This window comes from Corynebacterium diphtheriae (genome assembly GCF_001457455.1).
GTDB lineage: Bacteria > Actinomycetota > Actinomycetes > Mycobacteriales > Mycobacteriaceae > Corynebacterium > Corynebacterium diphtheriae.
Genome location: NZ_LN831026.1, coordinates 2,196,597 through 2,219,482, shown reverse-complemented (window position 1 = coordinate 2,219,482; position 22,886 = coordinate 2,196,597). Strand labels below are relative to the sequence as shown.

The window sequence follows — 22,886 nt, the reverse complement described above, 5'->3', positions numbered from 1 at the left end:
GCCACCGGCTTAATCCCACGAAGCGCCGCCGAACTGTTCCCCTTCCCCTGGAACCCCGCTACCTAGAGCAACCACGCGGTCAGCGATCTCAAGAACCGCAGGATCGTGGCTCGCAATCAGCACAGCCGCATGGGGTGCTCGATGCGCACGAATCGCAGCGAGCACCAAACGCGCACTGTGCGAATCGAGCGCGGAGGTAGGTTCGTCAGCAAGCAAAAGATCCGGACCACCCAACAACGACAAAGCCACGCTGACACGTTGCCGCTGCCCACCGCTGAGATCGTCGGCACGCAACCGACGATGCTCACGACACAAAAAGTTCGGCAACTCCAGCTCATCAAGCAACGCCGTGATCTGCTCTTGCGATGCTCCAGTACGAACCAACAACGAACGAATCTCGACATGCGGATTAAGCGCCAACTCCGATTCCTGCGGAATCCACCCAAAACGACGACGCAGCTCAAGCGGACGCTCACCAAGCCTCGATGCCACAGGCATACCATCGAAAACAATGCTGCCGTCACTATACGGAAGCAACCCCAACACACACCGAATCACCGACGTTTTGCCAGCACCCGAAGGAGCTGTCAACGCCACGATCTCACCAGCACCAACGCTCAAAGAAACCGGAGCACACGACACATGAGCACCATGAGCTACCCGAACATCAGTAACCGAAAGCCGCGCCGCTACCGGATCAGCACTGCTAGCAACAGCGGCACAAGGGCACGCAGCTGCCGGCTGAGGTGACACCGAGTGAATCCTCCTAGAATCCACGGTGAGGATCCGATCAGCAAGAGCACATGCCACATCCATACTGTGAGTAATCACAAGAGTGGTGGCCTGAGAACGCCTACGCGCAATACGCAGTGTGTCCACCATCAGCTCCACTGTGGGGGCATCAACACCCGCAGTGGGTTCGTCGATAATCAGCAACTCAGGATCAGTCGCGACCGCCGCCGCCACGCTAACCCGACGCCGCTGGCCACCAGACAATTCCTGCGGGGTGCGATCCAAAATCCTGTCGATATCTCCTAGCCCAAAATCTCCAAGAAGACTCAGCATCTGCGCATCCGACAAGGAAGCACGAGAACGCACAATAGATCGCACAGAATGCCCAGGCGGTAAGGCCGCGCCGGGGTCTTGATCCACGTAAGCACAACGTTTGCGCAGCTCACGCAGGCTGCGTGGCGCTAACTGCAGCGGGTTGAGCCCGTCTACATCAATGCTGCCGGAACACCACCTACAACCAGGGGCGAGATACCCAAGGATCGCCTGGGCGAGTGTGGTCTTTCCGCTGCCGGATTCTCCCATGAGGGCAACGCATTCCCCAGAACCAACGTGCAGGGACGCATTGGTCAACAGCGGGGTGTCACCTGCGGTAATGGTGGCATTCGTTATGGTCAGTTCGATCATCGACGGCCTCCGGTGTGCTGTTCGAGCAGCAGCGCTGGGCAGGCTGTCAATGCAATGATAGCGACTACGGGGGCGATAACCGCCCACGGGTTGAGGTCCACACCGTTAAGTCCGCTGCTTACCATGGCCGCCCACGAATTCTCCTGTGCACCAGAGGTTCCGGCGAGAAAAGCTGCGGTAGCGGTTAAGAATACGACCGTGACAAAGCGAATACCGATGTCTGCGATGATGGGGCGACGCAGAGCGGGAAGAATGTGTTGCCCTATGATCTGTGGCCATGTGCTGCCGGTGGCGCGTGCACGGATTACGTAGTCGGCGGCGAAGATGGGGCGGGCTGCGGCGATGAAGTAGCGGGTTGATAGCGGTACGGATAATGCGACGGTGGCGGTGGCTACGGCAAGAAAGCTGCCTTCGGCGGCGGTAATGACGGCGAGCAGAATAATCATTGCGGGGATGACCAGCACAATATCGCCGAAAAACCGGATGATGGCGCGCAGTAGCGGGCTTATCGACGCCACCAACGCCAGCAATAAACCGATAGCAGTGGCGATCACCGCGGCGATGGCTGGGGGAATAACGAGCCCAATGTTGCCGCTGAGCATACGTGCCAGAAGATCTCTGCCAAGGCGGTCGGTTCCAAGGGGGTGCAGCGTGGATGGGGGATCGAAGGAGCGCGTCATTGTCTGGCTAGGGTCAGGTGTGCCTAGCAGGGTAGCCACGGTGGGGCCGGCGATGGCTGCGATAAGTGTAAGAATCCACAGCAGCCATAACGCAGAGGTGGTGACGGTGTGCAGGGATGGGCGGCGAAGGTGAATCATGCGCGGCGTCCTTGGATGTCGTGGTGGAGATCAGCCAAGGTGAATGCTGCGATGGTAATTGCAGCAAACACTGCGGTGAGTGTTGCCACGGCGATGGTTTCACGTGCTGCGATGAATGTGGCGATGAGCGTGCCGATTCCTGGGAATCCCACCACGTTTTCTATAACAACGGTACCGGTGACAGCGTAGGGGATGGTGGCGGCACATGCTTGGACAATGGGGCCTGCTGCGGCAGGAAGTGTGAGACGCCAGGCCACTGTTACAGGATGGTGACCGGCGAGGTGTGCGGCGCGAATGTGGGGGAGCGCGGCGGCGTCGACAATCGCTGCGCGCACGAGACGTTGCAGCCATGCGCCACCGACAAGCGCGATGGCGAGCGCTGGAACAATCAGAGAATCGGGGCGGTCTAGTGGTGTTCCACCTGGGGGAACCAGAGAGACTGCCGGCGCCAGATGCAGCACTCCCGCACAGAGGACCAACAACACGGTGGTGACAGCGAAATCAGGAGTAGCCAGTGTGATTTGTGCACCGGTAGAAAGTACGTGATCACGCAATGCCGTAGGGCGTAGACCTGCGAAAACACCGCTCAGAATTCCGATAAGGAGTAGCAGTGGGAGTGCGCAGGCAACAAGGTACGTGGAATTTCGTGCCGAGCTCGCCGCAGCCTCCCACACGGGTATTCCCGAGGCGTAGAGGTGGCCGCCGTCGCCGTGAAGAAATAGCGCAGTGGCCCACTCGCCCAACCGCACTAAGAGGGGATCGTCGAGTCCAAGGCGACTACGGACCGCGTCGACAGTGGCGGGGTCCGTAGTGCGCGCAATGGTGCTGGCGGCATCACCTGGAAGGACATCCATGATGACAAAACTCGTCATCGCTGCGGCGACCAGCAAGACCGGTGCGCGCAGCACGAGGCGAATGATGGACGAAGCGCGCTGGGACAGATGTGGCACGATACCGTGGGATTACTTGGTGGTAGGAACAGGGACGCTTTGAGAAACCGGCACGTCAGGGATGCCGTCGGCACGCCCGTGGACCTCATTTGCGTAGCCCCACAACACATCGCCACCATCGCGCTGCATCTCAACAGCAAGCTTTTTGAGCAATGCTGCGCGCTGGGACTCGTTGGTTTCTGCCTGTGCTGCAGCCAAGCGTTTATCCCAATCGCCGGAGGTGCCAAAACCAGACAAGTTGAACATGGCGTGGGAACCAGTCATAAACGGCAATGCCGACTGCAAGGAGCGGTTCACAATGTAGGAAGCGAAAAATGGCAACGCGCGCAGCGCAGCCATATCGGCAAAGTAGGTGGTGGGGTCGCGCTTTTCCACAGTCACCTTGACTCCTGCATCCGCGAGCTGCTTGGCGGCGATGTCGGCACCGTCGTTCATGCCAGGGGTGAAATCGGCGGTGACCAAGGTGAGCTCTTTAATGCCCTTATCCTTGAAGATCTGTCGCGCCGCGTCGAGGTCACGGCGCACCTCGGAGATCCCTTCGGGGTAGTCCTTGAATCCAAAACCTGGAATATCTGCGCCGACGGTGCCGGCACCATCCAAGGCGACGTCGACCATGGCCTTACGGTCGAGGGAGATCTTGACAGCGCGGCGCACCTCGGCGTCGTTAAACGGTGCTACTGCGGTGTTGAGCACGAACAACAAGGCTTTGGAATCGGCGGGGCCTGGGATCCACGCTTGTGCGTTTTTCAGGCTGCGGGCTGCTGTTGCGGGAAGATCCATGGCCAGATCCACGGCACCGCTATCCACGGCGCGCAGGCGTGCGTCGGCATCGGCAATAACTTGAATCTCTAGGGATTGAGAGATCCGACGATCCGTGGGGAAATGCTCATTAGCTGCCAGTTTCCATCCCTGGCCGGAGTCGCCGGATTCTACTACATAGGGGCCGGAGCCGATGGTGGTGCCGGGATCGCCGTTTTTGTACACCAGTGAGTTCACGCCGAGCACGGCATCAACAAAGTCGGCGCGGGGGCGGGTGAGGTGGATTTCTACGGTGGAGTCGTCGATAGCCTTGAGCTTGTCCACGTCGACATCGGCATAGGTCATGCCGCGCATGGGGTTTTTGGCCACCACTTTCAAAGAGGCGACAACATCGGCTGCGGTGACGGGGGAGCCGTCGGAAAATAGTGGTGCGTCGCGGAGAGTGACCGTCCACATGGTGGCATCTTTGTTGGGCTCGACGCTCTTGGCTAACTGGAAGGCGGGTGCGCTATCGCCTGCGATCACAAGGGATTCATAGACGGCGTACATGGCAGCCCACGTGGCGGTGGACATGGCTTCGTTGATGTTGAGGCCTTCGCCTGGTCCGCCGATTGCGGCAATGCGAATGGTGTCGGTTGCTGCTTTTCCACTGGTTGCGGAGTTGTCGTCGCGGGAGCACGCGGCCATGACGGGGCCGGTGGCGGCGATGGTGGTCGCTGCGGCGAGGAGTTTGAGGAAATCCCTGCGGAGCATGTGTGGTTCGGTGTCCTTTCGTGGTGGGAATGAGTGGTGGGGTGGCTAGGGCAACCCGAAGTGCTCTCGGGGGCGGTGATGTGACGCAGTAAATGTCATGATTTTGGTCATTTCGGTCGTTCGGGCGAGAGGTAGGTCACGCAAGCTATTAGGGTAGGCTAAGCCAAGCTCAGCACTAGTATTTATACCCTAATTGCAGACTTTTTCATTAACTAGTTACCCGATCATAGGGAAATATTGTGCCGGTAGCCACATCGAGGGGTGGCATTGTGGGCCGCCTCGGTTTATCCTCTGGAAAATATGCCCATTGTTGAAAATAATTACCACTTGCAGCGTGGGGTATATAAAAAGTGCTACATGGTAGCTGGTTGTGGGAGGAAACATTAGATGAACTCCACCACCACAACCGACACCATTATCGAAATTCTCACCGCCATATACGGCCCCATCGACCCCCAGCAATCCCTCTCGCACCTCGGCATCGACTCCATGACCGCGGTACGCCTCCAAAGAGAAATCCACCACGCCACCGGCATATACCTCCCACTTATCACCTTTATCGGTGATGCCACCGTGGCCACACTCGCCCGCGCAGTCGACAACGCCGAACCAGCCCCGCTGGCCTTGTCGCCACGGGCAAACACGGCGTGCACGAAACCACCGCCGGCTACCTCATCGGCGGCTGGTCCATGGGCGGCACAGTGGCACAACGAGTAGCGGTGCAGTGGCGCGACCAAGGAATCGCCGTGGGAGCCCTCGTGCTGATCGACTCTAATTCTCCCGACCGGATTCGGGCGTTGACTGGCATGAACGACCGTGAGGTAGACGCGGAGTTCGCGCGTCGATACCTGCGCTCCTTGCAGGCCTTCGGGGCAAAGGCCGTAGACGCCTCGGCGGTCACCGAATCCGACCCAGCATCAGGGGTCGCCCGCGCACTCGCCGGCCAAGGCCTAGCGCTAAAAGACGTAGAACGCCGAATCTCCGTGTTCACACGCCACCTCGCCGGTCTAGCGCAGCTGCGCGCCCGCCCGCTTATCGACGTCCCCACGCTGCTCGTCATCGCCGAATACCAAAGCCCCGCCAACTCTGGGGTCGGCATGGGTGTCGACGACGCCCGCGACACCGAACACTTGGGCTGGGGCGACAACCTGCCCACGTCCACCACAGAAATCATGGTGCCAGGACATCATTACTCCGTGCTGTCCGCGCCGGGTCTTGAGATTATTTCTGAGCAGATTCGGGAGCTTTTGGCATGACATCTTCTAGTCTTAATGGGAACCTATTTCACCTACAAGGATCAGTGCACTGATGGAATCACACACAACTGAGGCTGCTCCCACTGCACCCAGCCGACCCGATTACTGCTCAGCACCCCGCCTGCTATCCCGCTACATCCACGGACGCTGGCCGCACATGGCGTTGGCTATCACCTGTGGCATTGTGTCCGGTATCTGCGAGGTATTACCCGCTTGGGCGATCTGGCGGCTGGTAGTCGCACTCGCACAACACGAGGCCACCATGACCTCCTTTGTCACTGCTGCACTGATTGCTGGTGCAGCAGTGATCGGAAAGGCCGTGTTCTTCGGTTCTTCTACTGCGATCGCGCACCTGATTGCCTTTGGCGTGATCGCAGATATCCGCCATGCACTGGGAAAAACATGGAATTCGCTGCCGGTAGGGGCAGTAGCGTCGGTGCATTCCTCACGGGCAAAAACCGTAGCGCTTGATCACTGCGAAAAACTGGAGTTGTTTATCGCCCATGCGTTGCCGGAAGCAGCCGCCGCATTGACCGTGTGGCTATCGATCACAGCGTGGCTGTTTCTTGTTGATTGGCGGCTAGCGCTGGCCACAATTGCACTCGTACCGGTGGCTTTTCTCACCATGATCCATGCCATGCGCTCCAACGGGCACCGCATGGGTGACTGGGTGCAGGCCAATGGTCGGATGGGCGCTGCCATTGTGGACTTCATTACCGCCATGCCCGTCATTCGCGTGTTCAACCGCGTGGGTGAGGACCACAAACGTACCAGTGACGCAGTGCGCACCAACGCCGCCTTGCAGTCCGACTGGGGTAAGGGGTTCGTCCGGTGGGGCGCGCCCTTTTCTACGCTGGTGGCTTCTGCAATTGCGGTGATCGCACCGGTGGGCGCCTGGCTGTATAGTACCGGCAGCGTAGCCCCAGCGACCTTGTTGCTCTTTCTCATTGTGGGGCCTACCTACCCAGTTCCACTGGTCACCATGTTTTATCGCTTGGTGGCATTGCCCCTGCTATCTAATGGTGCTGTAGAAATCGAGCAGCAGCTTGCGCGCTCGCCGCGTCCGCAGCTTGTTGAACTTGGCGCTGAGGTTGGTGAGCTAGCACCGAGTGTACGGTTTGATCGGGTGTCTTTCGCCTACGAGCCAGGCAACGACGTGCTGCATTCCATCAGTTTTGAGGCCAAGCCTGGCACCATCACTGCGTTGGTGGGGGTGAGTGGTTCTGGCAAGTCCACCATCGGTGAGCTGATTTTGGGCTTTTATCAGGCGCACAGCGGAACGGTCACGATTGGTGGGCGTGATATTCGCACGCTTAACGACGCCACCCTCTACCGCCACGTCAGCGCAGTGTTCCAGCGCCCGCATCTTCTTGCCGGCACCATCCGAGAAAATCTCACCTTGGGAAATCCGGATGTCAGCGAACAGCAGCTGCGTAGCGCCATGCGCGCTGCCGCCGTGGATGTGTTTGTGGATCAGCTTCCACAGGGGCTGGGTACCGTGTTGGGTGAAAGTGGTTCGGGGCTTTCCGGTGGTGAGCGTCAGCGTATTTCCATTGCGCGGGCACTTATTGCCGATCGCCCCATTCTCATCTTGGATGAGGCCACCGCGGCTACCGACCCCGACAATGAGGCACTGATCCAGCAAGGCCTTGCTGCTCTTACCCACGGCCGTACCGTTATCGTGATCGCTCACCGGCTGGGGACGATCACCCACGCCGACTGCATTCACGTGCTCGACAATGGCCGCATTGTGGAGTCGGGTACTCATGAACAACTCCTAGCGGCACATGGCGACTACGCCCGTTTGTGGTCGTGCCAAGGGGAAGGGAAGTAACAATGAACCAACTGGCAACAATGTGGAAACTTGCTGGTCCTGCACGTATCCCGGTCGTGTTTGGTGCTGTGCTGCGGCTTGCACAGTCGCTGTGTCTTGGCGTGGCTTTTGGTGCCGCCATGAGCGTGGTTATTCATATTGTGCATGACACAACACCGAGCCCGCGCGAGGTGGTCTGGATTGCTGCACTGTGTGTGGGATCTTTGATGGCGCAGCTGTGCTGTGGGTGGGCGGCTGCTCGGCTGTCGTGGCTGGCGGCGTATCAAGCAGTGGCGCATATGCGTTTACAACTCTTGGCACATTTGCGAGAAATCCCCGTCAATTCCTTGGGTAAACGCTCGCGTGGCGACATCGCCGCATTGCTCAGCACCGACACCCAGCTCATTGAAGACTTCCTCTCCGAAGGCCTACCTCGACTAGGCCAAGCCCTAGGTATCCCCACCATCGTGCTGGTAGCGGTGGGCATGCATAACCCACTGCTCGCCCTTGCCATCGCACTACCCATCGTGGTGGTCATCCCCGTGATGTCCTGGTCTAGTGCGCGGCTAGCCCAGCTGGGTGATCGTCGTGGCGCAACCCAAGCAGGGGCAGCAGCCCGCATGATCGACCTCGTAGCAGCCATGCCAGCGCTTCGCGTGTATTCCACATCAGCGCGCACCCAAGCATGGTACGGGGCCGCAGTAGAAGAATTTCGCGCACTATCAGTCGAGATGGTCCACCGCCTCATCGTGCCATCGACAGCTGCGGGACTCGTACTCATGCTCGGGATCCCCGTGGTGATCCTCACCGGCGGATACAGCCTCGACACACTGGGTGCCGACGCCACCTTGGTGGCAGTAGTACTCGTGGTGGTACTCAACGTGTACCAGCCAGTGCAGGGGCTATTGTCTACGAACGAGTCATGGCAGATGGCGCAGGCGTCGTTACGCCGTATGCTCGCCGTGCTCACCATCGAGCCGCTCCCGACCGTCGCACAACCCAACGAGCTGGGCAAACACCCCCACGGTGCCGCCGTCGAGCTGGAACATGTCTCCTACACCTACCCCGACGGCAGCCTCGGCGTGCGTGACGTTACGCTAAGCGCAGCTGCCGGCGAAACCACCGCCATTGTCGGTGCCAGCGGCTCCGGCAAATCCACCGTGCTCAACCTCATCTCGCGTTTCGACGACCCCAGCAGCGGCCGAGTGCTCATCGACGGAATCGACCTACGCACCATCGACCCAGCTCAGCGCAGCGATCTTGTCACCGTGGTCTTCCAAGACGTGCACCTCTTCCCCGGCACCATCGCCGACAACATCGCCGTCGGTCGCCCCGATGCCACCCGCGACGACATCATCGCCGCAGCCACCCTCGCCTGCGCAGACGACTTCATCCAAGCGCTCCCTAATGGCTACGACACCATCCTCGGCGAAGACGGCTCCGGCCTTTCCGGCGGGCAACGCCAACGACTCTCCATCGCTCGCGCCGCCCTCAAAGACGCCCCCGTCGTGCTTCTCGACGAAGCCACCTCCGCCCTAGACCCCGTCAACGAAGCAGCCGTACAACGTGGCCTCGCAGCTCTCCAACGCGGGCGCACCACCATCGTGGTAGCTCACAAACTAGCCACCATCGCCGCAGCTCACCGTATTATCGTCCTTGATTCCGGCCGCGTCGCCGAATCCGGAACCCACGACGAACTTATTGCGCACAATGGAATTTACGCCTCCCTGTGGAACACACTCGAACGCTCCTCACAATGGCGTATCGGCGAAGAATAAAGCTCCGTAGCGTTACCAGATAAAATGCGCTGACGATCCGACTCACTCAATGTGCTGGAGTGAATGTAATCAAACGCCGCACATATTTTTCCTCCTGGAAATATGGGTGATCGGATCCAGCCAACGCCTAGGTGGCCCCGTAATATTCCGCAGTGTCTGTGCAGGGGAGTGCGGGGAATGCACCCCAATCCTCAATGTGCTGGGCTAGGAACGGTATATCCTCTTTCGGGAGCTGCAACACCGCAGTTGCATCCTCCACCGGGGCGCCATTTACCCACTCCAAGCCAGCACCCTGAATCATCGTGGAATGCGCACCCGACCCAGTCGGATGAATATTGACCCCATGCCCTTGGCATCCAAAGCCTGCCACACCGGCTCCAAGCTGGGGTCAGTTCAAAGCTGCGAAGGTAAAGACCTCTACTGCGAAACCGCCTCCCGCATGTTCGGCGTCCCAGTCAAAAAACACGGCATCAACGGCGAGCTACGCCAGAAAGGGAAAATTGCGACCCTCAGCTGTGGCTATCAAGGCCATGGGAGCACTCACCATGGGCTTAGCCGAACACGAATTGAAACCGATCGTGGACACCTAGCGGGCCGCCAACCCACACATCGTCGGGCTCTGGGCCGACGTCGAAGAAGCAGCTATTGCCGCGATCACGTCTCGTCAGCCGATCCGCTTGTGTAGCCTGCGATTTACCGTCAAGTCCGGGATCTTGTTCATCGAGCTACCTTCGGGAAGGCGCTTGGCGTATGCGCAGCCGTGTCTAGGCGAGAATCGTTGGGGCGGCACCTCCATCACCTACACCGGCATCACCACGGCACGCCGTTGGGGACAGTTAGAAACCTACGGCGGGAAACTCGTCGAGAATATCGTGCAGGCGATCGCTCGTGATCTACTCGTCACTAGCATGCACGCAGTAGCGCAGGCTAGGCACAAGATTGTGATGCATGTTCACGATGAGATCGTTATCGACGAACCTCTAGATTCGGGCTTCACCGCCACCGATGCTTGCGAGCTCATGTCCACGCTCCCAGCATGGGCCGAAGGTTCGCCGTTGGATGCTGACGGGTATGAGTGCGACTATTACCGCAAGGACTAGGGAACCCAGAGCGCTAGTTCTTGCCAGTTCTCGGGAGCTCCAGTGCGAGAGAGTGGAACAATGGGATTGTGTGGATAGGTGTTGAACAACCGTGTTAATCGGTCAGCTTGGGACAAGCCCAGTTGATGATGTAAATACTGGATCATCGAGAGTTGACCGAATACGCGGTTCATTCTGTTAGCCACCGGAGTCAGCTTTGGATCGTTGTTCAGTTTGGGCTTGATGTCGTAGACGCGGTTGAACATTCTCGCGTGGTGAGCCGCGTAGTTACGCAGGATATTTAAGGATTTCAACCATGACTCTAGCTGGGGCCCAGTGAGCCCACACGGCTCGGCAATCCGTTTACGCACAATATTGGGAGACATGCCATACAGGTAGGACAACATTCCCCAATCCATGACTTCAACGGCTGCCCAGATCGGCAAAGTCCCTCCATATTTGGAATTATGATGGGCGACGAAATCCTCCTTCGACGCTTTCAGCGCCGATTGATACTTTCCTATCCACACCTCGTGCACAGTGCGCTCACCCTTGCCTCGCTGACTTGCGCGAGCTCCTAAACGCTGCGGATCCAAATAGATCAGCGGATCAAGGCGACCTAGTTCGTGACCAAGCCTAGTCTGAATTGCCAATTCCACACGGTCGAGCTCAATGAATACGCTGTGGCGCAATCGTTCGTCGAACTCGTACAGCGCCACCACCAAATCGAATGACGCTCCGTCAACAAATTCATCTTGGGCGATACCATTTTGCGGGGAAAACCGGCGCATCGGATACCAATATCCGGATAAACGGTAGTAATTTAGCTGCGCTAACAACTTCTCGGCGCGCTCTGAGTTATCAATTTGCATCCCACGCTGGCCAAGCAATTCGACCTGCTCCTTGTAGGTCTTGAACAGTTTCATCTGTTCCACGCGCTCACCTTTTTCTAAAGCGAAGACCGGCCCTGGACTCCCACCGAAGCGGGTAGCGGAACCGGTCATGTTGTCTATAAGGTTACCGTGTCGGCATCGCTGTAGCAAGAGAATGATGGTTCTTCCGCACAGAGCACCCGACAAGCTCTTCTATGACCCGTCCGGATTAGGTGGTGCCTGGGGGCGTATGTGTGAGAGCCCCAAAGCTCAGTGACCACAAACTCGCCTAGGGGTTAACTCCTTGGGAGGTTTGTGGTCTTCTACTGAGAGCTTCTCGCACCAAACGGTGCATATTCGTCTATTTGGCTCTCAGAATAGGAGCCTTGTTATGGGCAACATCATTCAAACATTTACCAACGACGTGTTCGGCACCATCCGCACCATCACTACTGATGGCCAGATGCTGTTTTGTGGGAAGGACGTCGCCACTGCGCTCGGCTACGTTAACGCCAGCAAGGCGGTCCAAGATCATTACAAGAGGGTTCTATTTCGTTACCCCCTTGAGACCGCTGGCGGAATCCAGCAGGTCCGCTTCATTACCGAGGGCAACCTCTACCGGCTCATTATTTCTTCAAAGCTCCCAGCAGCGCAGAAGTTCGAAGCTTGGGTGTTCGCTACGGCGATACCGACCAAGCACGAGACCTCTTCGACCGCAAAGCCAACCTCCGCGAACTCGAGTTCAAGACTGCGAAAACCCAAGGACAGCACTCGCACGGCATAACAGCCTTCCTGCGGTTTTCGTAGTCTCGAGTTCGAGGAGGGCTTAAGCATCAATCAACGCAGGCGTGAACTGTTACTTTGAATATTCCTAAAAAATGTCCGCATCCCCAACATGGGCGTTAAGCTCTCGAATTAGAACTGTCGCCGCTGCCTTGAGGCCTATCCCGAACTAGGACCGCATATGGCGACACTAACCTTGCTCGAACCCAGATCGGCTCAAAATCGGGTTCTACATCCCCGCCTACAAATTCGAGCCGTAATTGATCAGCTTGGCCACGAGTTCTGAAGACGGAGCCTACTTTTCCATTACTTACTCCACCGACCACTCGAAACTCATTGGGATTAAACGCTTCATCTACAACCTGTAACCGATCCAAGCAAAGCGCCCACTTAGATCCTCGACAATTGATGGAGTCGGGAATAGTATCCCAATTTATGCCATCAACCGAGAACTCATCTGCACGATTGGCATCACCGTTGTGAGAAGAATTTGTCGGACGCATCAATACTTCAATAGTGTCGGTGGCCCCGTTAAGAAAATCTTGCAGTAGCTTCCCCGTCGGTTTACCTAGACTCCCGCCGTACCCCCAAAGAGCGTACCCCGCTTCTTTTATCTCGCGTTGTTTACGCTTAATGATCTCGACGAACTCTTCAGAAGCATGAGTACCAACGGACATTAGGAGAACTCTTTCTCCCTCGCGAAACCTAATCATCTGGAACCTCCGTAGTCTGCACGAAAACTTTATCAATCTGGAGAAAAATTATGGCAAAAGATGGCACTAACCGAGGCGGACGCCGCGTACGCGCAGGCGCGAAGCCTGACCCGCTGAACGAGAAGCTTGCTGCTGGAAGGCCAACGCGGACGGAAGGGAAACGAGCGACGTCCTCATCTGCCGCATGGTTGGTTGGATTCGCAGGTTATTAAAGACCCCGAGCGGGCCCAGGTTTAGCTAATGAATCGGTTGCAGATGGGGGCTGAAATGTCGCAGATGAAGGTGCATGCCGGAAGCATTGAACTGAAGTGCCCTGGGTTTTGTTCCGTTTGCGTAGGCGGGAAACTCTTCGAACATGCCAAGAAAATTTGACCAGGAAGCGAAGGATCGCGTGGTCCGCCTTGTGGCACACAGCGAGGCAATGGACGCAAGCCCGCTCGACGTGAGGGACGCGTCACTGAGCGGTTGCCTGAGGACCTTGTGGCAGAAAACGCACGGTTGCGTCGAGAAAATCACCAGCTGCGCGACACCAATGAGCAGTTGTCATGTCACCGTGAGCAATTTTTGTGCAATAACTTTTGCATGTGTCGCGTTTTCGCAGTTCGGAGATATAAGAAACGGCCTACGTGTACAAAAATTGCTCATGTAGCGCCCTAGGAACGCAAAAACCGGTGCTCTCCGCGAGGAACACCGGTTGAAAATGAGCCGATGACGGGAATCGAACCCGCGTATTCAGCTTGGGAAGCTGATGTTCTACCATTGAACTACATCGGCAGCGCTATTTTTCAGTAGCGTCATTATGATAGCACTTCCCATCGCGTACACTAAACGGCGTGTTGTATTCCGACAAAGACATTCGTGCCGCTATTGATACTGGCGAGTTGGGCATTGAGCCTTTCGACGCCGACCTGATTCAGCCGTCGTCGATTGACGTTCGTATGGATCGACTCTTCCGTGTATTTAATAACTCTAAATACACGCATATCGATCCGAAGCAGCAGCAGGATGAGCTAACGAGCTTGGTTGAGGTTCCAGAAGGGGAGCCGTTTGTTCTTCACCCAGGTGAGTTTGTGCTGGGCTCTACGTTGGAGAAGTTCACTCTACCTGCGCATATTGCTGGTCGTTTGGAGGGTAAGTCATCGTTGGGTCGGTTGGGTTTGCTCACGCACTCCACTGCGGGCTTTATTGATCCAGGTTTTTCCGGCTACATCACGTTGGAGCTTTCTAACGTTGCTAATCTGCCGATTACGCTGTGGCCAGGGATGAAGGTGGGCCAGTTGGCGTTGTTTAAGATGACGTCGCCGGCGCAGGCTCCTTATGGTTCAAATGTGCTGGGCTCGAAGTATCAGGGTCAGCGCGGACCTACTCCGTCGAAGGCGTATCTCAACTTCCGGTAGTCCTCATGCGGATTGCGGTTTTCGGTGCGGGTTACCTAGGTATTACGCATGCTGCGTGTATGTCGCACCTTGGCCACGAGGTGGTGGCTGTTGATACTGACGCTGCGCGGGTGGCGGAGTTGTCGGCAGGCCGGTTGCCTATTTCTGAGCCTGGTCTGGCGGATCTTCTAGCGGCGAATTCGGTTGAGTGGACGGATGATCCGCAGCGTGCGCGCGATTGCGACCTCTATTTTGTGTGCGTGGGAACACCGAGCACCGATGGTCCCTCTGCCCAAGCACGACTGGATGTGAGTGCTGTGGTTGCGGCGGTGGGGACTATTGCTACGCTTGCGCCCCACCCAGTGGTGGTGGGCAAGTCGACGGTGCCGGTGGGGACGTCGATACGCTTGTTGCAGCAGTTTCCGCAGATCCGCTTGCTGTGGAATCCTGAGTTTTTGCGCGAAGGCCATGCGGTGGCGGATACGCTGCACCCTGATCGCATTGTGATCGGTGGCACGGATCCACAGCCGCTTTTGCGTGTTTATGAGGGGATTAACGCTCCCGTGATCACCACTGATCTGGCCACGGCGGAGTTGACAAAGTCGGCGGCCAATGCGTTTTTGGCTACCAAGCTCAGTTTTATTAATGGACTGTCGGAACTGGCTAGTGCCACCGGTGCGGATATTGGCACCATTACTCGGGCCATGGGCCTTGATCCCCGTATCGGCTCCCAGTATTTGTCCGCAGGCTTGGGCTACGGTGGTGGCTGTTTGCCTAAGGACGTCCGTGGGCTTGCGGCCAGCGCTCGCGATTATCAGGCATCGCATTTTGCTGAGCTGTTGAGCATTATCGACGCCACCAATCTGCGGCAGCGCGAGCGCACCTGTGAACTCGTGGCCAACCTGTGCACCCTAGGCGCTCGGATCGATGTATGGGGTGCCACGTTTAAGGAAGGTTCCGATGATGTGCGCGACTCCCCAGGGTTAGCTGTGGCCCATGCGTTGAAAGCTGCGGGTTTTCGTGTGCGCGTGGTGGATCCCCTCGTGGGGCATTGGCCGCCTGAACTGCAAGAACCTGAGGTAATTGTGGTGGCAACGGCGTGGTCGGAGTTTAGTCGCGTTGTCCCTGAACCCCGTCTTGCGCATGGATGTGGCGGTGTGGTGGTAGACGCGCGAGGTGTGCTGGAGCGCTCGGCGTGGGTGGCCGCGGGGTGGACGTACAGGAATCTTTAACGTGGGCGGTTTAAGGTAGCACCCATGATGGTGAAGTTTGGACAATTCCTGCTGGTGGTTGCGTCGCTAACGTATGCGTCGTTTGTGTGGGAGATCGCGTTGGGGTTCCCCTTGGACCCGCACCGGGCTTATTTGTCCGAATATGCTGCCGCGGATAGTCCACATCGGACACTGTTTGCGGCAACGGACCTGATCACGGCTGTGTTGGTGCTGGTGGCGTTGCTGTGCCTGTGGCGCTTGTGGCCGCGGTGGGAGGCGTCGTCACGCATTATTGCGGTTGCGTTGGCGGTGATGGGGGCTGCCACAATTGGCGACGTTTTCTTCCCCATGCCCTGCGCCGAATCGCTGCCCACCTGCCCAGTTGACCACTTTGGGTCCTTCCATATCGTGACATCCACTGTTGTCGTCACCGCCCAAGTACTACTCGCCGCGGTCATGCTGCGCAGCCGGTCGAGGCTTGCCAAAGCTGGCGGCGCAGGGTTTTTGCTGTCTACCGTGATGCTGCTGGTGTGCACCGCTGTGCATATTCCCGCAGGGTTTATACAGCGCGCCCAGGTGCTGTTCGCGTGCGTTGTAATTTTTGCTGCGTCGACTATTCTGCCCAAGTATGTGGATCATTCTGCCCGGCTGGGCATGCCCGCCTAGCGACTATGCGCGCATCGCCACCCCCGCCGACCGCATCGTCGATGCCTGGGACTGCCCACTAAGCAGTGGCGTGGACCAACTCCGCGAATACCTCGGCGTTGCCGACGGCACCAGCGTTAACCTCTTCGGGCACTCCTACGGTGGGCTCCTTGCCATCGAATGGGCGGCGCGCTACCCCGAACAAGTAGATTCCATGGTGCTAGCTGACCCCTCCGAACCACACGAGATCTCATCATTTCCGCTTCCCAACGCCCTTGCCCATGCGGCCAGCTACCCAGTGGGCGCAGTCGCTCCGTGGATACAGTGGGCACAGCGTGCGGTGCGTAATGTTCCGCAGCCGGATCATCTGCGGCGTCGTTTTGGAGGTGCGCGCACCATCCGCTTTCTTGCCGACGAATTCTTCGCGGTCGAACAGCACCAACGCGATGTGGCACGGTATTTGGCAGAACGTGGTCCGATCGCTTTCCCGCCGACGATTCACCTTGTGGGGGCGGGAAAGGGATTGAACCGCACCTTTTTGCGCCGTCAGCGCCAGCTCGGCCAGCGACTGGGTGCTACCACCTACTACTTGTGGAATGAGGGGCACATGTTTCCGCAGCAGTCGCCTGAGCTGGTGCGGCCGTTTCTCGTCAAAAAGTGAGCAATTTTTGTACACTTAGGCAATTTCTTATATCTCCGACCTGCGGAAATGCGACATATGCGAAAGTTATTGAACAAAAATTGCTCACCGAACTGCACCGCACTGATTAGTTAGTGCTGTCTGGTTTAACAAAGGGGAAAGCCAGCACCTCGCGGATGTTTTGGCCGGTGAGGAACATGACGAGGCGGTCGATACCAATTCCGAGTCCACCGGTTGGCGGCATGCCAAATTCCAGTGCCTGCAGGAAGTTCTCGTCGAGTTCCATGGCTTCGGCGTCACCGCCAGCGGCACGAAGTGACTGGTCGGTGAGGCGCGCGCGTTGTTCGATGGGGTCGGCAAGCTCGGTGTAGGCGGTTCCGAGCTCCATGCCACAGGCCACCAGGTCCCAGCGTTGCGCAATGCGTGGTTCGTCGGGGTCGGCCATGGTCAATGGGGATGTTTCTACGGGGAAACCAGCGTAGAAAGTGGGGAATACTGTGGTGGGTTCGACCAGTTCGTCGTAAAGTTCGTTGACGAGGTCGCCAACGGTGGCCGCTTCGATCTCGTAACGCTGAGCGATGTGCGCGTAGTCTGCGAGGGATCCGGAAGGTGAAATTGTTTCACCCACCGCACGCGATACCGCCTCATACACAGGAACCACTGGCCACGAACCTGAAAGGTCAAGAACCTCGCCAGAAGCAGTGGTTACCTGTGGGGAACCGTGGACTGCAATCGCTGCCGAACGGATAATGTTCTCCGTCAGCTCCCGCATGGTGTCCCAGTTGCCGTACGCTTGGTAGGCCTCCAAGGAGGTGAACTCTGGGTTGTGGGTAGCATCCACGCCCTCGTTGCGGAAGTTTCGGCCCATCTCAAAAACTCGTTCAAACCCGCCCACGACCAAACGCTTGAGATACAGTTCCGGGGCGATACGCAAGGTCAGGGGCTGATCATAAGCACGGATGTGAGTCCTAAAGGGGCGGGCATTGGCTCCACCGTGGATCGTCTGCAAAATAGGGGTTTCTGCCTCAAGGTAGCCTTGCGACACCAGCACCGAGCGCACCGCGGTGATGGCACGAGAACGCGCTGAGAAAATCGAGCGTGCCTGCGAATTCATAGTGAAATCAATGTGGCGGAACTTCGCGCGGGTATGCGGGTTACGCGATGCCTGGCGAGGCATCGGAACCAGAGACTTTGCCGCCATCGTCCACGACTGCACGATCAGCGACGGTGTGCCATTGCGCGACTGCCCCATCACACCGGTGGCAGAAATAATATCGCCACGGCTCACTAGGCGCTTAAAGGAGGCTAGTGCGTCGGGGGCGGTGGCGTCGATAAGCAACTGGGTACGACGTTCCCCCTCTACCACATCGGCGAACAACACCTTGCCGTGGTCGCGAATGAACCAAATACGGCCCGTCAAAGAATCCTCGCCGCGCGGAACAGCCGGCGGATACGCGCGCATACCACTGTGCTCCAACGCATCGAGCTTGCACAACCGCGCTTTTTGCTGCGCCGAACGATGCGGCGGCATCACCTTTGGCATCAGCGCTTCGGCCTCTACTGCAGCAATAGCCTCAGGGTCACCCAGCGGCTCCAACGATGGATTGAAACCAGGCAAGAAGCCCTCACCCGAAGCGAACGCAATCAGCACGCGTGGGGTGTGGAAGCCATGCTCAATGCACAGATAACGCGCCTGCCACGAGGGCTCATACTTCACATTCGACTGGTACAACGACTGGATCTGCCACCACCGTGAGGAGGTGACCAACAGCTTAAATAGCAGCCGCTCCCATGGGGACGCACCGACCGCCATGCCGCGGTCGAGGGACTCGCGGAAGGTTACAAAGTTCAAGGAGAAACGACTAACACCAAGGTTGGGGGCCTCGGCGGCCAGGGCAGCCACCATCAGCTCAGTCACACCACCGAGCGCCTTCGGATTACGACGCATCACATCCAAGGAGAGCCCATTACGGCCCCACGGCACCAACGTGAGCACGCCCATCGGCTCGCCGGTGGAATCATGGGCTGCAACCAGCACCGTGCGACGATCACGAGGATCACCCACGCGGCCCGACGCCATGGTAAAACCACGCTCGTCGCCACGCCGCCACTGCTGCGCTACCTCCGCATAATGGGCGGCTTCCTCGGCGGTGAGCTGCTCCTGGCGCACCACCTTGACGGTATAGCCAGCCTTGCGTGGACCAGCGAGTTCTTTACGAACCGCTGGAAGATCCTTCAACCGGAAATGCTCGGTGTCAATGATCGCCTCATCGCCTAGGGGAATAACTCGCAGACCCATCTCAGCGTAGGCACGCGCACCCTTCTCCGAGGCCGAAGCAACACCGAGAATCCAGCCATTCTTCCTTGCCTCGGTACGCCATGCGGACATCGCAGCAGGCCAGCAAGCTGGATCGCCAATCGGATCGCCTGCAGCCAAACACACCCCATCAATCACACGATAAGAAATCGCAGCAGCACCATTAGGCGACACCACAAGATTGCGATCATCACGCGTGGCAAAATACGCCAACGAATCCGAGGACGGCGGTGACAACAACAACTTACGCAACAACAGGTGATCCTCGGAGCTGGCGCGATAGAACTTACGCGAACGCATCATCACAGCCAACGCAAGAAAAATAGCAGCCGAGGACAACACAGAACCCAGCACCTTGAGATAGTGCGGGGCATGAATACCCGCAGCAAACGGCGGTTGGTTCGGGCTCACACCAAGAGCGGTATACATTGCCCACACTGCCGACAAATCAATCGGCTTGTGATAGTAGACCACCAAAAGCGACAAGACGATGCTAAACGACACCGCAATGCCGCCCCCCAACACCACCAGTGCCTTTACCCACGAACCCTCGACACGGGCGGGGAACTCGTCGCGGGCACGCCAACCTGCCACCAAGAACAGCACCGAAGCTGCAGTGGAGATAAGCACCAGAAGCGAAAAGACATCCAGTGTTTCTTCGGGATCAAAAACAACGATGAGCAGGTACGCAATGCCAATCAGTAGCGAAGGAACCTGGAAACCAAGGAGATAAAACACCAGCGCGCCACGGTTACCACGCAATAAGCCGGAGGTCAGCAGCACCATCAAGATGGCAATGAACAACGAGGGATAACTCGGCAGGTTAAATACCGAGAACGCCGTCGCGATCGACTCGGTGAGATCCCAATTGATGTACTTGAGCACAAGCCCTACCACCATCCAGATGGTGGATACCTGTGCCGTCCATAATAAGAGGCGAGATTCCCAACGTTTATGCATGGCAACGATGTTATAAGCTCACCCGTTATTTTGGCGAGGTGCGCACCGTCCACGCAGCCACAATTGTGGTCAGCGGCACTGCAAGAGTAAGCGCCATCGCGCCCAAACCAGAGCGCAACAGTTCAGTGGCCATCACATCGCTAGTGAGCGTTTGCGCCAGCGGACGATGCGCCACCGACAGCAGCAACAACAGCGGCAGCGTGGCACCGGTGTAGGACAACACCAGCGTGTACACCATCGACGCAATATGGTCACGGCCCACCTTCATTGCCGAGGTAAACCACTGCCAACGTGTTGCCGTCGGGTTTTGCTCCGCTAGCTCATTGACTGTCGACGCCTGCGCAATCGTCACATCGTTGAGCACACCTAGTGCGCCGATAATGAACCCACACAGCATGAGGCCAGTTACCGACACCCCAGGCAGATACAAAATAATCTGCAGGTTGTCCTCATTGCCCAAGCCACGCAGCTGATTATGCTCAATCGCCCAATAAGATAAGCCCGCAGCAATCAGCAACGCCAGCAACGTTCCGCCCAGCGCCGCGGCAGACTTCCAATTCAGGCCATGGACCACAAATAACACGGGGATCAGAATCAGTGCGCCGCTGACAATCGCCACCCCTGTCGGAGACGCCCCCACCAACAACGCCGGCAGCGTAAACATCGCAACAACCGCCATGGTAAACGCCAAGCCCACCAACGAACGCAAACCACGCGTCGCCGCCAATGCAACTATCGACGCCGCAATCAGCGCACCCCAGATCAGTAACGACGACGTGCGGTGATAATCACCAAAAGAATAATGCACAGCCCCATCAGCGGTAGGAGCCTGCAACAACCGAATCCGCTGATCCTTTTCCAATACTGGCTCACCAGGCTGACCCGAATTCACAATCAACGTGCGCTTACCAGCATCGTCGCCCTCATCGATTCGAACGATGAACCAATCGCACTGCTGATCCGCACCAGGGGCTACCCGAGGAGAAGTATCAAATACCGTGCCGGACTCCATTGCGGAGCAGCTGCCTTTTGATTGCGCCACAATCTGGCCTTCCACCTGAGTTTGCCCCAAGCTAAAAGTCTGATAAAACTCGGGGCTGATCTGCGGTTCTTTATCACCCGGCCAGAGCCTGACAAGACCCATGAGGGTAGCCACAATCCACACACCGATGAAAACGGTCAACGCCCACCGCCACGGACCTAGCGCCGGAATGTCCCTGCTTGTAGAACCCGAGGGGCGAGGAGGCGTCGATACGCGCGGTGCACGTGGCAGACGCTGCGACCGGGACTGCGGAGCTGAACTATGGCGACCCACGTAGAAAACCCTTTCCCTGTAATTACTGCTTGTAGCTGGCTAGGAAGTTACCCAACCGGTCCATGGCCTCCGACAACTGTGAAGCCCACGGCAACGTAACCACACGGAAATGATCCGGCTTATCCCAGTTAAAGCCCGTACCCTGTACCATCAAGATTTTTTCCTGGCGCAGCAAATCAAGCATCAGCTGGGCATCATCCTTGATGTCGTAGTACTCCAAGTCGAGCTTCGGGAAGGCATACAACGCACCCATGGGCTTCACGCAGCTCACGCCAGGAATAGCGTTGAGCTTCTCCCACGTCACATTGCGCTGCTCCAGTAAACGGCCACCTTGACCTGTGAGATCGTAAATCGACTGACGGCCACCCAACGCCACCTGGATTGCGTGCTGGCCTGGCACATTAGCGCAGAGACGGGTGCCCGACAGCAAATCGAGGCCCTCGATAAAACCGCGGGCATTATTCTTTGGGCCGGTGACGATCATCCAGCCGGCACGATAACCCGCCACACGATAAGCCTTAGACAAACCATTGAAAGTGATGCACAAAAGATCAGGTGCAAGAGCTGCGATGTTGGTGTGCACGGCGCCATCGTAAAGAATGCGATCGTAGATCTCATCGGCCAAAATCAGCAGATCATGCTCACGGGCAACATCAACGATCTTTTGCAAGACTTCCTTGGAATACACCGCACCGGTGGGGTTATTAGGGTTAATCACCACAATGGCTTTGGTGCGTTCGGTGATCTTGGACTTGATGTCTTCGATCGACGGGTTCCAATCGTCTTCCTCATCGCACAGATAGTGCACCGGTTTGCCGCCCGCAAGAGACGTCGCCGCAGTCCACAGCGGATAATCCGGCATCGGAATGAGCACTTCGTCGCCGTTGTTCAGCAACGCTTGGGTGGTCATGGTAATCAGCTCGGATACACCATTGCCGATGTAAACATCATCTACGTCAAAAGCAGGAAAACCTGGAATGACCTCGTAGCGTGTTACGATCGCACGACGTGCCGGAATGATGCCTTTCGACGTGGAATAGCCTTGCGACGTAGACAAGGACGCAATCATGTCACGCATGATCACATCAGGGGCCTCGAACCCAAAGATCGCAGGGTTGCCCGTGTTGAGCTTGAGAATCCGGTGCCCGTCGAGCTCCATGGCCTCTGCTTCAGCCGTCACCGGCCCACGGATTTCATACAGCACATTTTTCAACTTGTCCGACTGATCAAATATCCGCCGTGTGCGCTTGCGTTGGGCAGGGGCTGCTTGTGGAGTCTCTTTTTTGTTATTCATCGCCCCAATGTTGCCACTTTTTTAACCCACCGGCATTAATTACCCCACTATCAGCCACGACTAATTTTGAGTATCTAGCACTGAACGCTGTTTCCCGCAGCCGCCGCACACCCCTGTAGGGGTGAAAATTCGCGTGGG

Annotated in this window: 20 protein-coding genes, 1 tRNA gene and 1 pseudogene; 11 read left to right on the top strand and 11 right to left on the bottom strand. The window is 57.5% G+C overall.

Annotated elements, in window-relative coordinates:
* Positions 1–9: 9 nt before the first annotated feature.
* Genes AT687_RS10560 through AT687_RS10545 form a run of 4 tightly spaced genes read right to left on the bottom strand, consistent with a single transcriptional unit; the run spans position 10 to position 4,696 of the window.
* Positions 10–1,416, bottom strand: coding sequence for an ABC transporter ATP-binding protein (locus AT687_RS10560; RefSeq protein ID WP_004567278.1), 1,407 nt, complete (start codon positions 1,414–1,416; stop codon positions 10–12).
* Positions 1,413–2,234 (bottom strand): ABC transporter permease, encoded by an 822-nt coding sequence (locus tag AT687_RS10555; protein WP_010935627.1) that lies wholly within the window; start codon positions 2,232–2,234, stop codon positions 1,413–1,415. Before AT687_RS10555 ends, AT687_RS10560 begins: the two co-directional genes overlap by 4 nt.
* The gene (locus AT687_RS10550) at positions 2,231–3,184 is read right to left on the bottom strand and encodes an ABC transporter permease (protein WP_014319460.1); all 954 of its coding nucleotides are present in this window, start codon (positions 3,182–3,184) and stop codon (positions 2,231–2,233) included. Before AT687_RS10550 ends, AT687_RS10555 begins: the two co-directional genes overlap by 4 nt.
* 12 nt (positions 3,185–3,196) lie before the next feature.
* Positions 3,197–4,696, bottom strand: a complete 1,500-nt coding sequence (locus AT687_RS10545; protein ID WP_014319459.1) for an ABC transporter substrate-binding protein — start codon at positions 4,694–4,696, stop codon at positions 3,197–3,199.
* A 387-nt stretch (positions 4,697–5,083) separates the two neighbouring features.
* On the opposite strand from AT687_RS10545, the gene AT687_RS10540 reads away from it, so the two are divergent.
* The 4 genes and pseudogenes from AT687_RS10540 to AT687_RS10525 all read left to right on the top strand — a co-directional run bounded on the left by AT687_RS10540 (position 5,084) and on the right by AT687_RS10525 (position 9,543).
* On the top strand, positions 5,084–5,413 hold the full coding sequence (locus tag AT687_RS10540; protein WP_021335244.1) for an acyl carrier protein: 330 nt from the start codon (positions 5,084–5,086) through the stop codon (positions 5,411–5,413).
* Positions 5,314–5,952: pseudogene (locus AT687_RS10535) on the top strand (thioesterase domain-containing protein); the annotation flags it as partial. The gene AT687_RS10540 and the pseudogene AT687_RS10535, both read left to right, overlap by 100 nt.
* A 52-nt stretch (positions 5,953–6,004) precedes the next feature.
* Positions 6,005–7,786 (top strand): ABC transporter ATP-binding protein, encoded by a 1,782-nt coding sequence (locus AT687_RS10530; protein WP_014317197.1) that lies wholly within the window; start codon positions 6,005–6,007, stop codon positions 7,784–7,786.
* Positions 7,787–7,788: 2 nt separating this feature from the next.
* On the top strand, positions 7,789–9,543 hold the full coding sequence (locus AT687_RS10525; protein WP_014319458.1) for an ABC transporter ATP-binding protein: 1,755 nt from the start codon (positions 7,789–7,791) through the stop codon (positions 9,541–9,543).
* A gap of 127 nt (positions 9,544–9,670) precedes the next feature.
* On the opposite strand, the gene AT687_RS12700 is transcribed toward AT687_RS10525, so the two are convergent.
* Positions 9,671–9,913 (bottom strand): hypothetical protein, encoded by a 243-nt coding sequence (locus AT687_RS12700; protein ID WP_021335239.1) that lies wholly within the window; start codon positions 9,911–9,913, stop codon positions 9,671–9,673.
* Between the two features lie 343 nt (positions 9,914–10,256).
* On the opposite strand from AT687_RS12700, the gene AT687_RS10515 reads away from it, so the two are divergent.
* Positions 10,257–10,643, top strand: a complete 387-nt coding sequence (locus tag AT687_RS10515; RefSeq protein WP_227882261.1) for a DNA polymerase family A protein — start codon at positions 10,257–10,259, stop codon at positions 10,641–10,643.
* Here the strand turns inward: AT687_RS10515 and AT687_RS10510 are convergent.
* Positions 10,640–11,626 carry an Abi family protein gene (locus tag AT687_RS10510; protein ID WP_010935621.1) on the bottom strand — a complete coding sequence of 329 codons (987 nt, stop codon included), beginning with the start codon at positions 11,624–11,626 and terminating at the stop codon, positions 10,640–10,642. The two genes, AT687_RS10515 and AT687_RS10510, sit on opposite strands and share 4 nt — an antisense overlap.
* A 259-nt stretch (positions 11,627–11,885) precedes the next feature.
* On the opposite strand from AT687_RS10510, the gene AT687_RS10505 reads away from it, so the two are divergent.
* Positions 11,886–12,278 carry a BRO-N domain-containing protein gene (locus tag AT687_RS10505; RefSeq protein ID WP_014310952.1) on the top strand — a complete coding sequence of 131 codons (393 nt, stop codon included), beginning with the start codon at positions 11,886–11,888 and terminating at the stop codon, positions 12,276–12,278.
* 118 nt (positions 12,279–12,396) lie between these two features.
* On the opposite strand, the gene AT687_RS10500 is transcribed toward AT687_RS10505, so the two are convergent.
* Positions 12,397–12,954 (bottom strand): hypothetical protein, encoded by a 558-nt coding sequence (locus tag AT687_RS10500; RefSeq protein WP_227889250.1) that lies wholly within the window; start codon positions 12,952–12,954, stop codon positions 12,397–12,399.
* An 86-nt stretch (positions 12,955–13,040) separates the two neighbouring features.
* Here AT687_RS10500 and AT687_RS12695 point away from each other — a divergent pair, with 86 nt between their 5' ends.
* Positions 13,041–13,202, top strand: coding sequence for a hypothetical protein (locus AT687_RS12695; RefSeq protein ID WP_014308826.1), 162 nt, complete (start codon positions 13,041–13,043; stop codon positions 13,200–13,202).
* A 491-nt stretch (positions 13,203–13,693) separates the two neighbouring features.
* On the opposite strand, the gene AT687_RS10490 is transcribed toward AT687_RS12695, so the two are convergent.
* Positions 13,694–13,764: transfer RNA gene (locus tag AT687_RS10490), tRNA-Gly, on the bottom strand.
* A 59-nt stretch (positions 13,765–13,823) separates the two neighbouring features.
* Between AT687_RS10490 and dcd the strand changes: the two genes are divergently transcribed.
* From dcd to AT687_RS10470, 4 genes are read left to right on the top strand one after another with little or no spacing between them, the layout of a single operon-like run.
* Complete coding sequence (dcd, locus tag AT687_RS10485) at positions 13,824–14,387, top strand: dCTP deaminase (protein WP_014304001.1); 564 nt, start codon at positions 13,824–13,826, stop codon at positions 14,385–14,387.
* A 5-nt stretch (positions 14,388–14,392) separates the two neighbouring features.
* Positions 14,393–15,598 (top strand): UDP-glucose dehydrogenase family protein, encoded by a 1,206-nt coding sequence (locus AT687_RS10480; RefSeq protein ID WP_014319454.1) that lies wholly within the window; start codon positions 14,393–14,395, stop codon positions 15,596–15,598.
* A 24-nt stretch (positions 15,599–15,622) separates the two neighbouring features.
* Positions 15,623–16,243 carry a DUF998 domain-containing protein gene (locus tag AT687_RS10475; RefSeq protein ID WP_014319453.1) on the top strand — a complete coding sequence of 207 codons (621 nt, stop codon included), beginning with the start codon at positions 15,623–15,625 and terminating at the stop codon, positions 16,241–16,243.
* Positions 16,206–16,883 carry an alpha/beta fold hydrolase gene (locus AT687_RS10470; RefSeq protein WP_014319452.1) on the top strand — a complete coding sequence of 226 codons (678 nt, stop codon included), beginning with the start codon at positions 16,206–16,208 and terminating at the stop codon, positions 16,881–16,883. The genes AT687_RS10475 and AT687_RS10470 overlap by 38 nt, the downstream gene beginning before the upstream one ends.
* Positions 16,884–16,989: 106 nt before the next feature.
* Here AT687_RS10470 and lysX read toward each other — a convergent pair whose 3' ends face one another.
* Genes lysX through AT687_RS10455 form a run of 3 tightly spaced genes read right to left on the bottom strand, consistent with a single transcriptional unit; the run spans position 16,990 to position 22,748 of the window.
* Entirely contained in the window at positions 16,990–20,139 is a 3,150-nt protein-coding gene (gene lysX / locus AT687_RS10465; RefSeq protein ID WP_014319451.1) for a bifunctional lysylphosphatidylglycerol synthetase/lysine--tRNA ligase LysX, read from the bottom strand.
* Positions 20,140–20,164: 25 nt separating this feature from the next.
* Complete coding sequence (locus AT687_RS10460; protein WP_014319450.1) at positions 20,165–21,454, bottom strand: YibE/F family protein; 1,290 nt, start codon at positions 21,452–21,454, stop codon at positions 20,165–20,167.
* Between the two features lie 22 nt (positions 21,455–21,476).
* Complete coding sequence (locus AT687_RS10455) at positions 21,477–22,748, bottom strand: pyridoxal phosphate-dependent aminotransferase (RefSeq protein WP_014319449.1); 1,272 nt, start codon at positions 22,746–22,748, stop codon at positions 21,477–21,479.
* Positions 22,749–22,886: the final 138 nt, after the last annotated feature.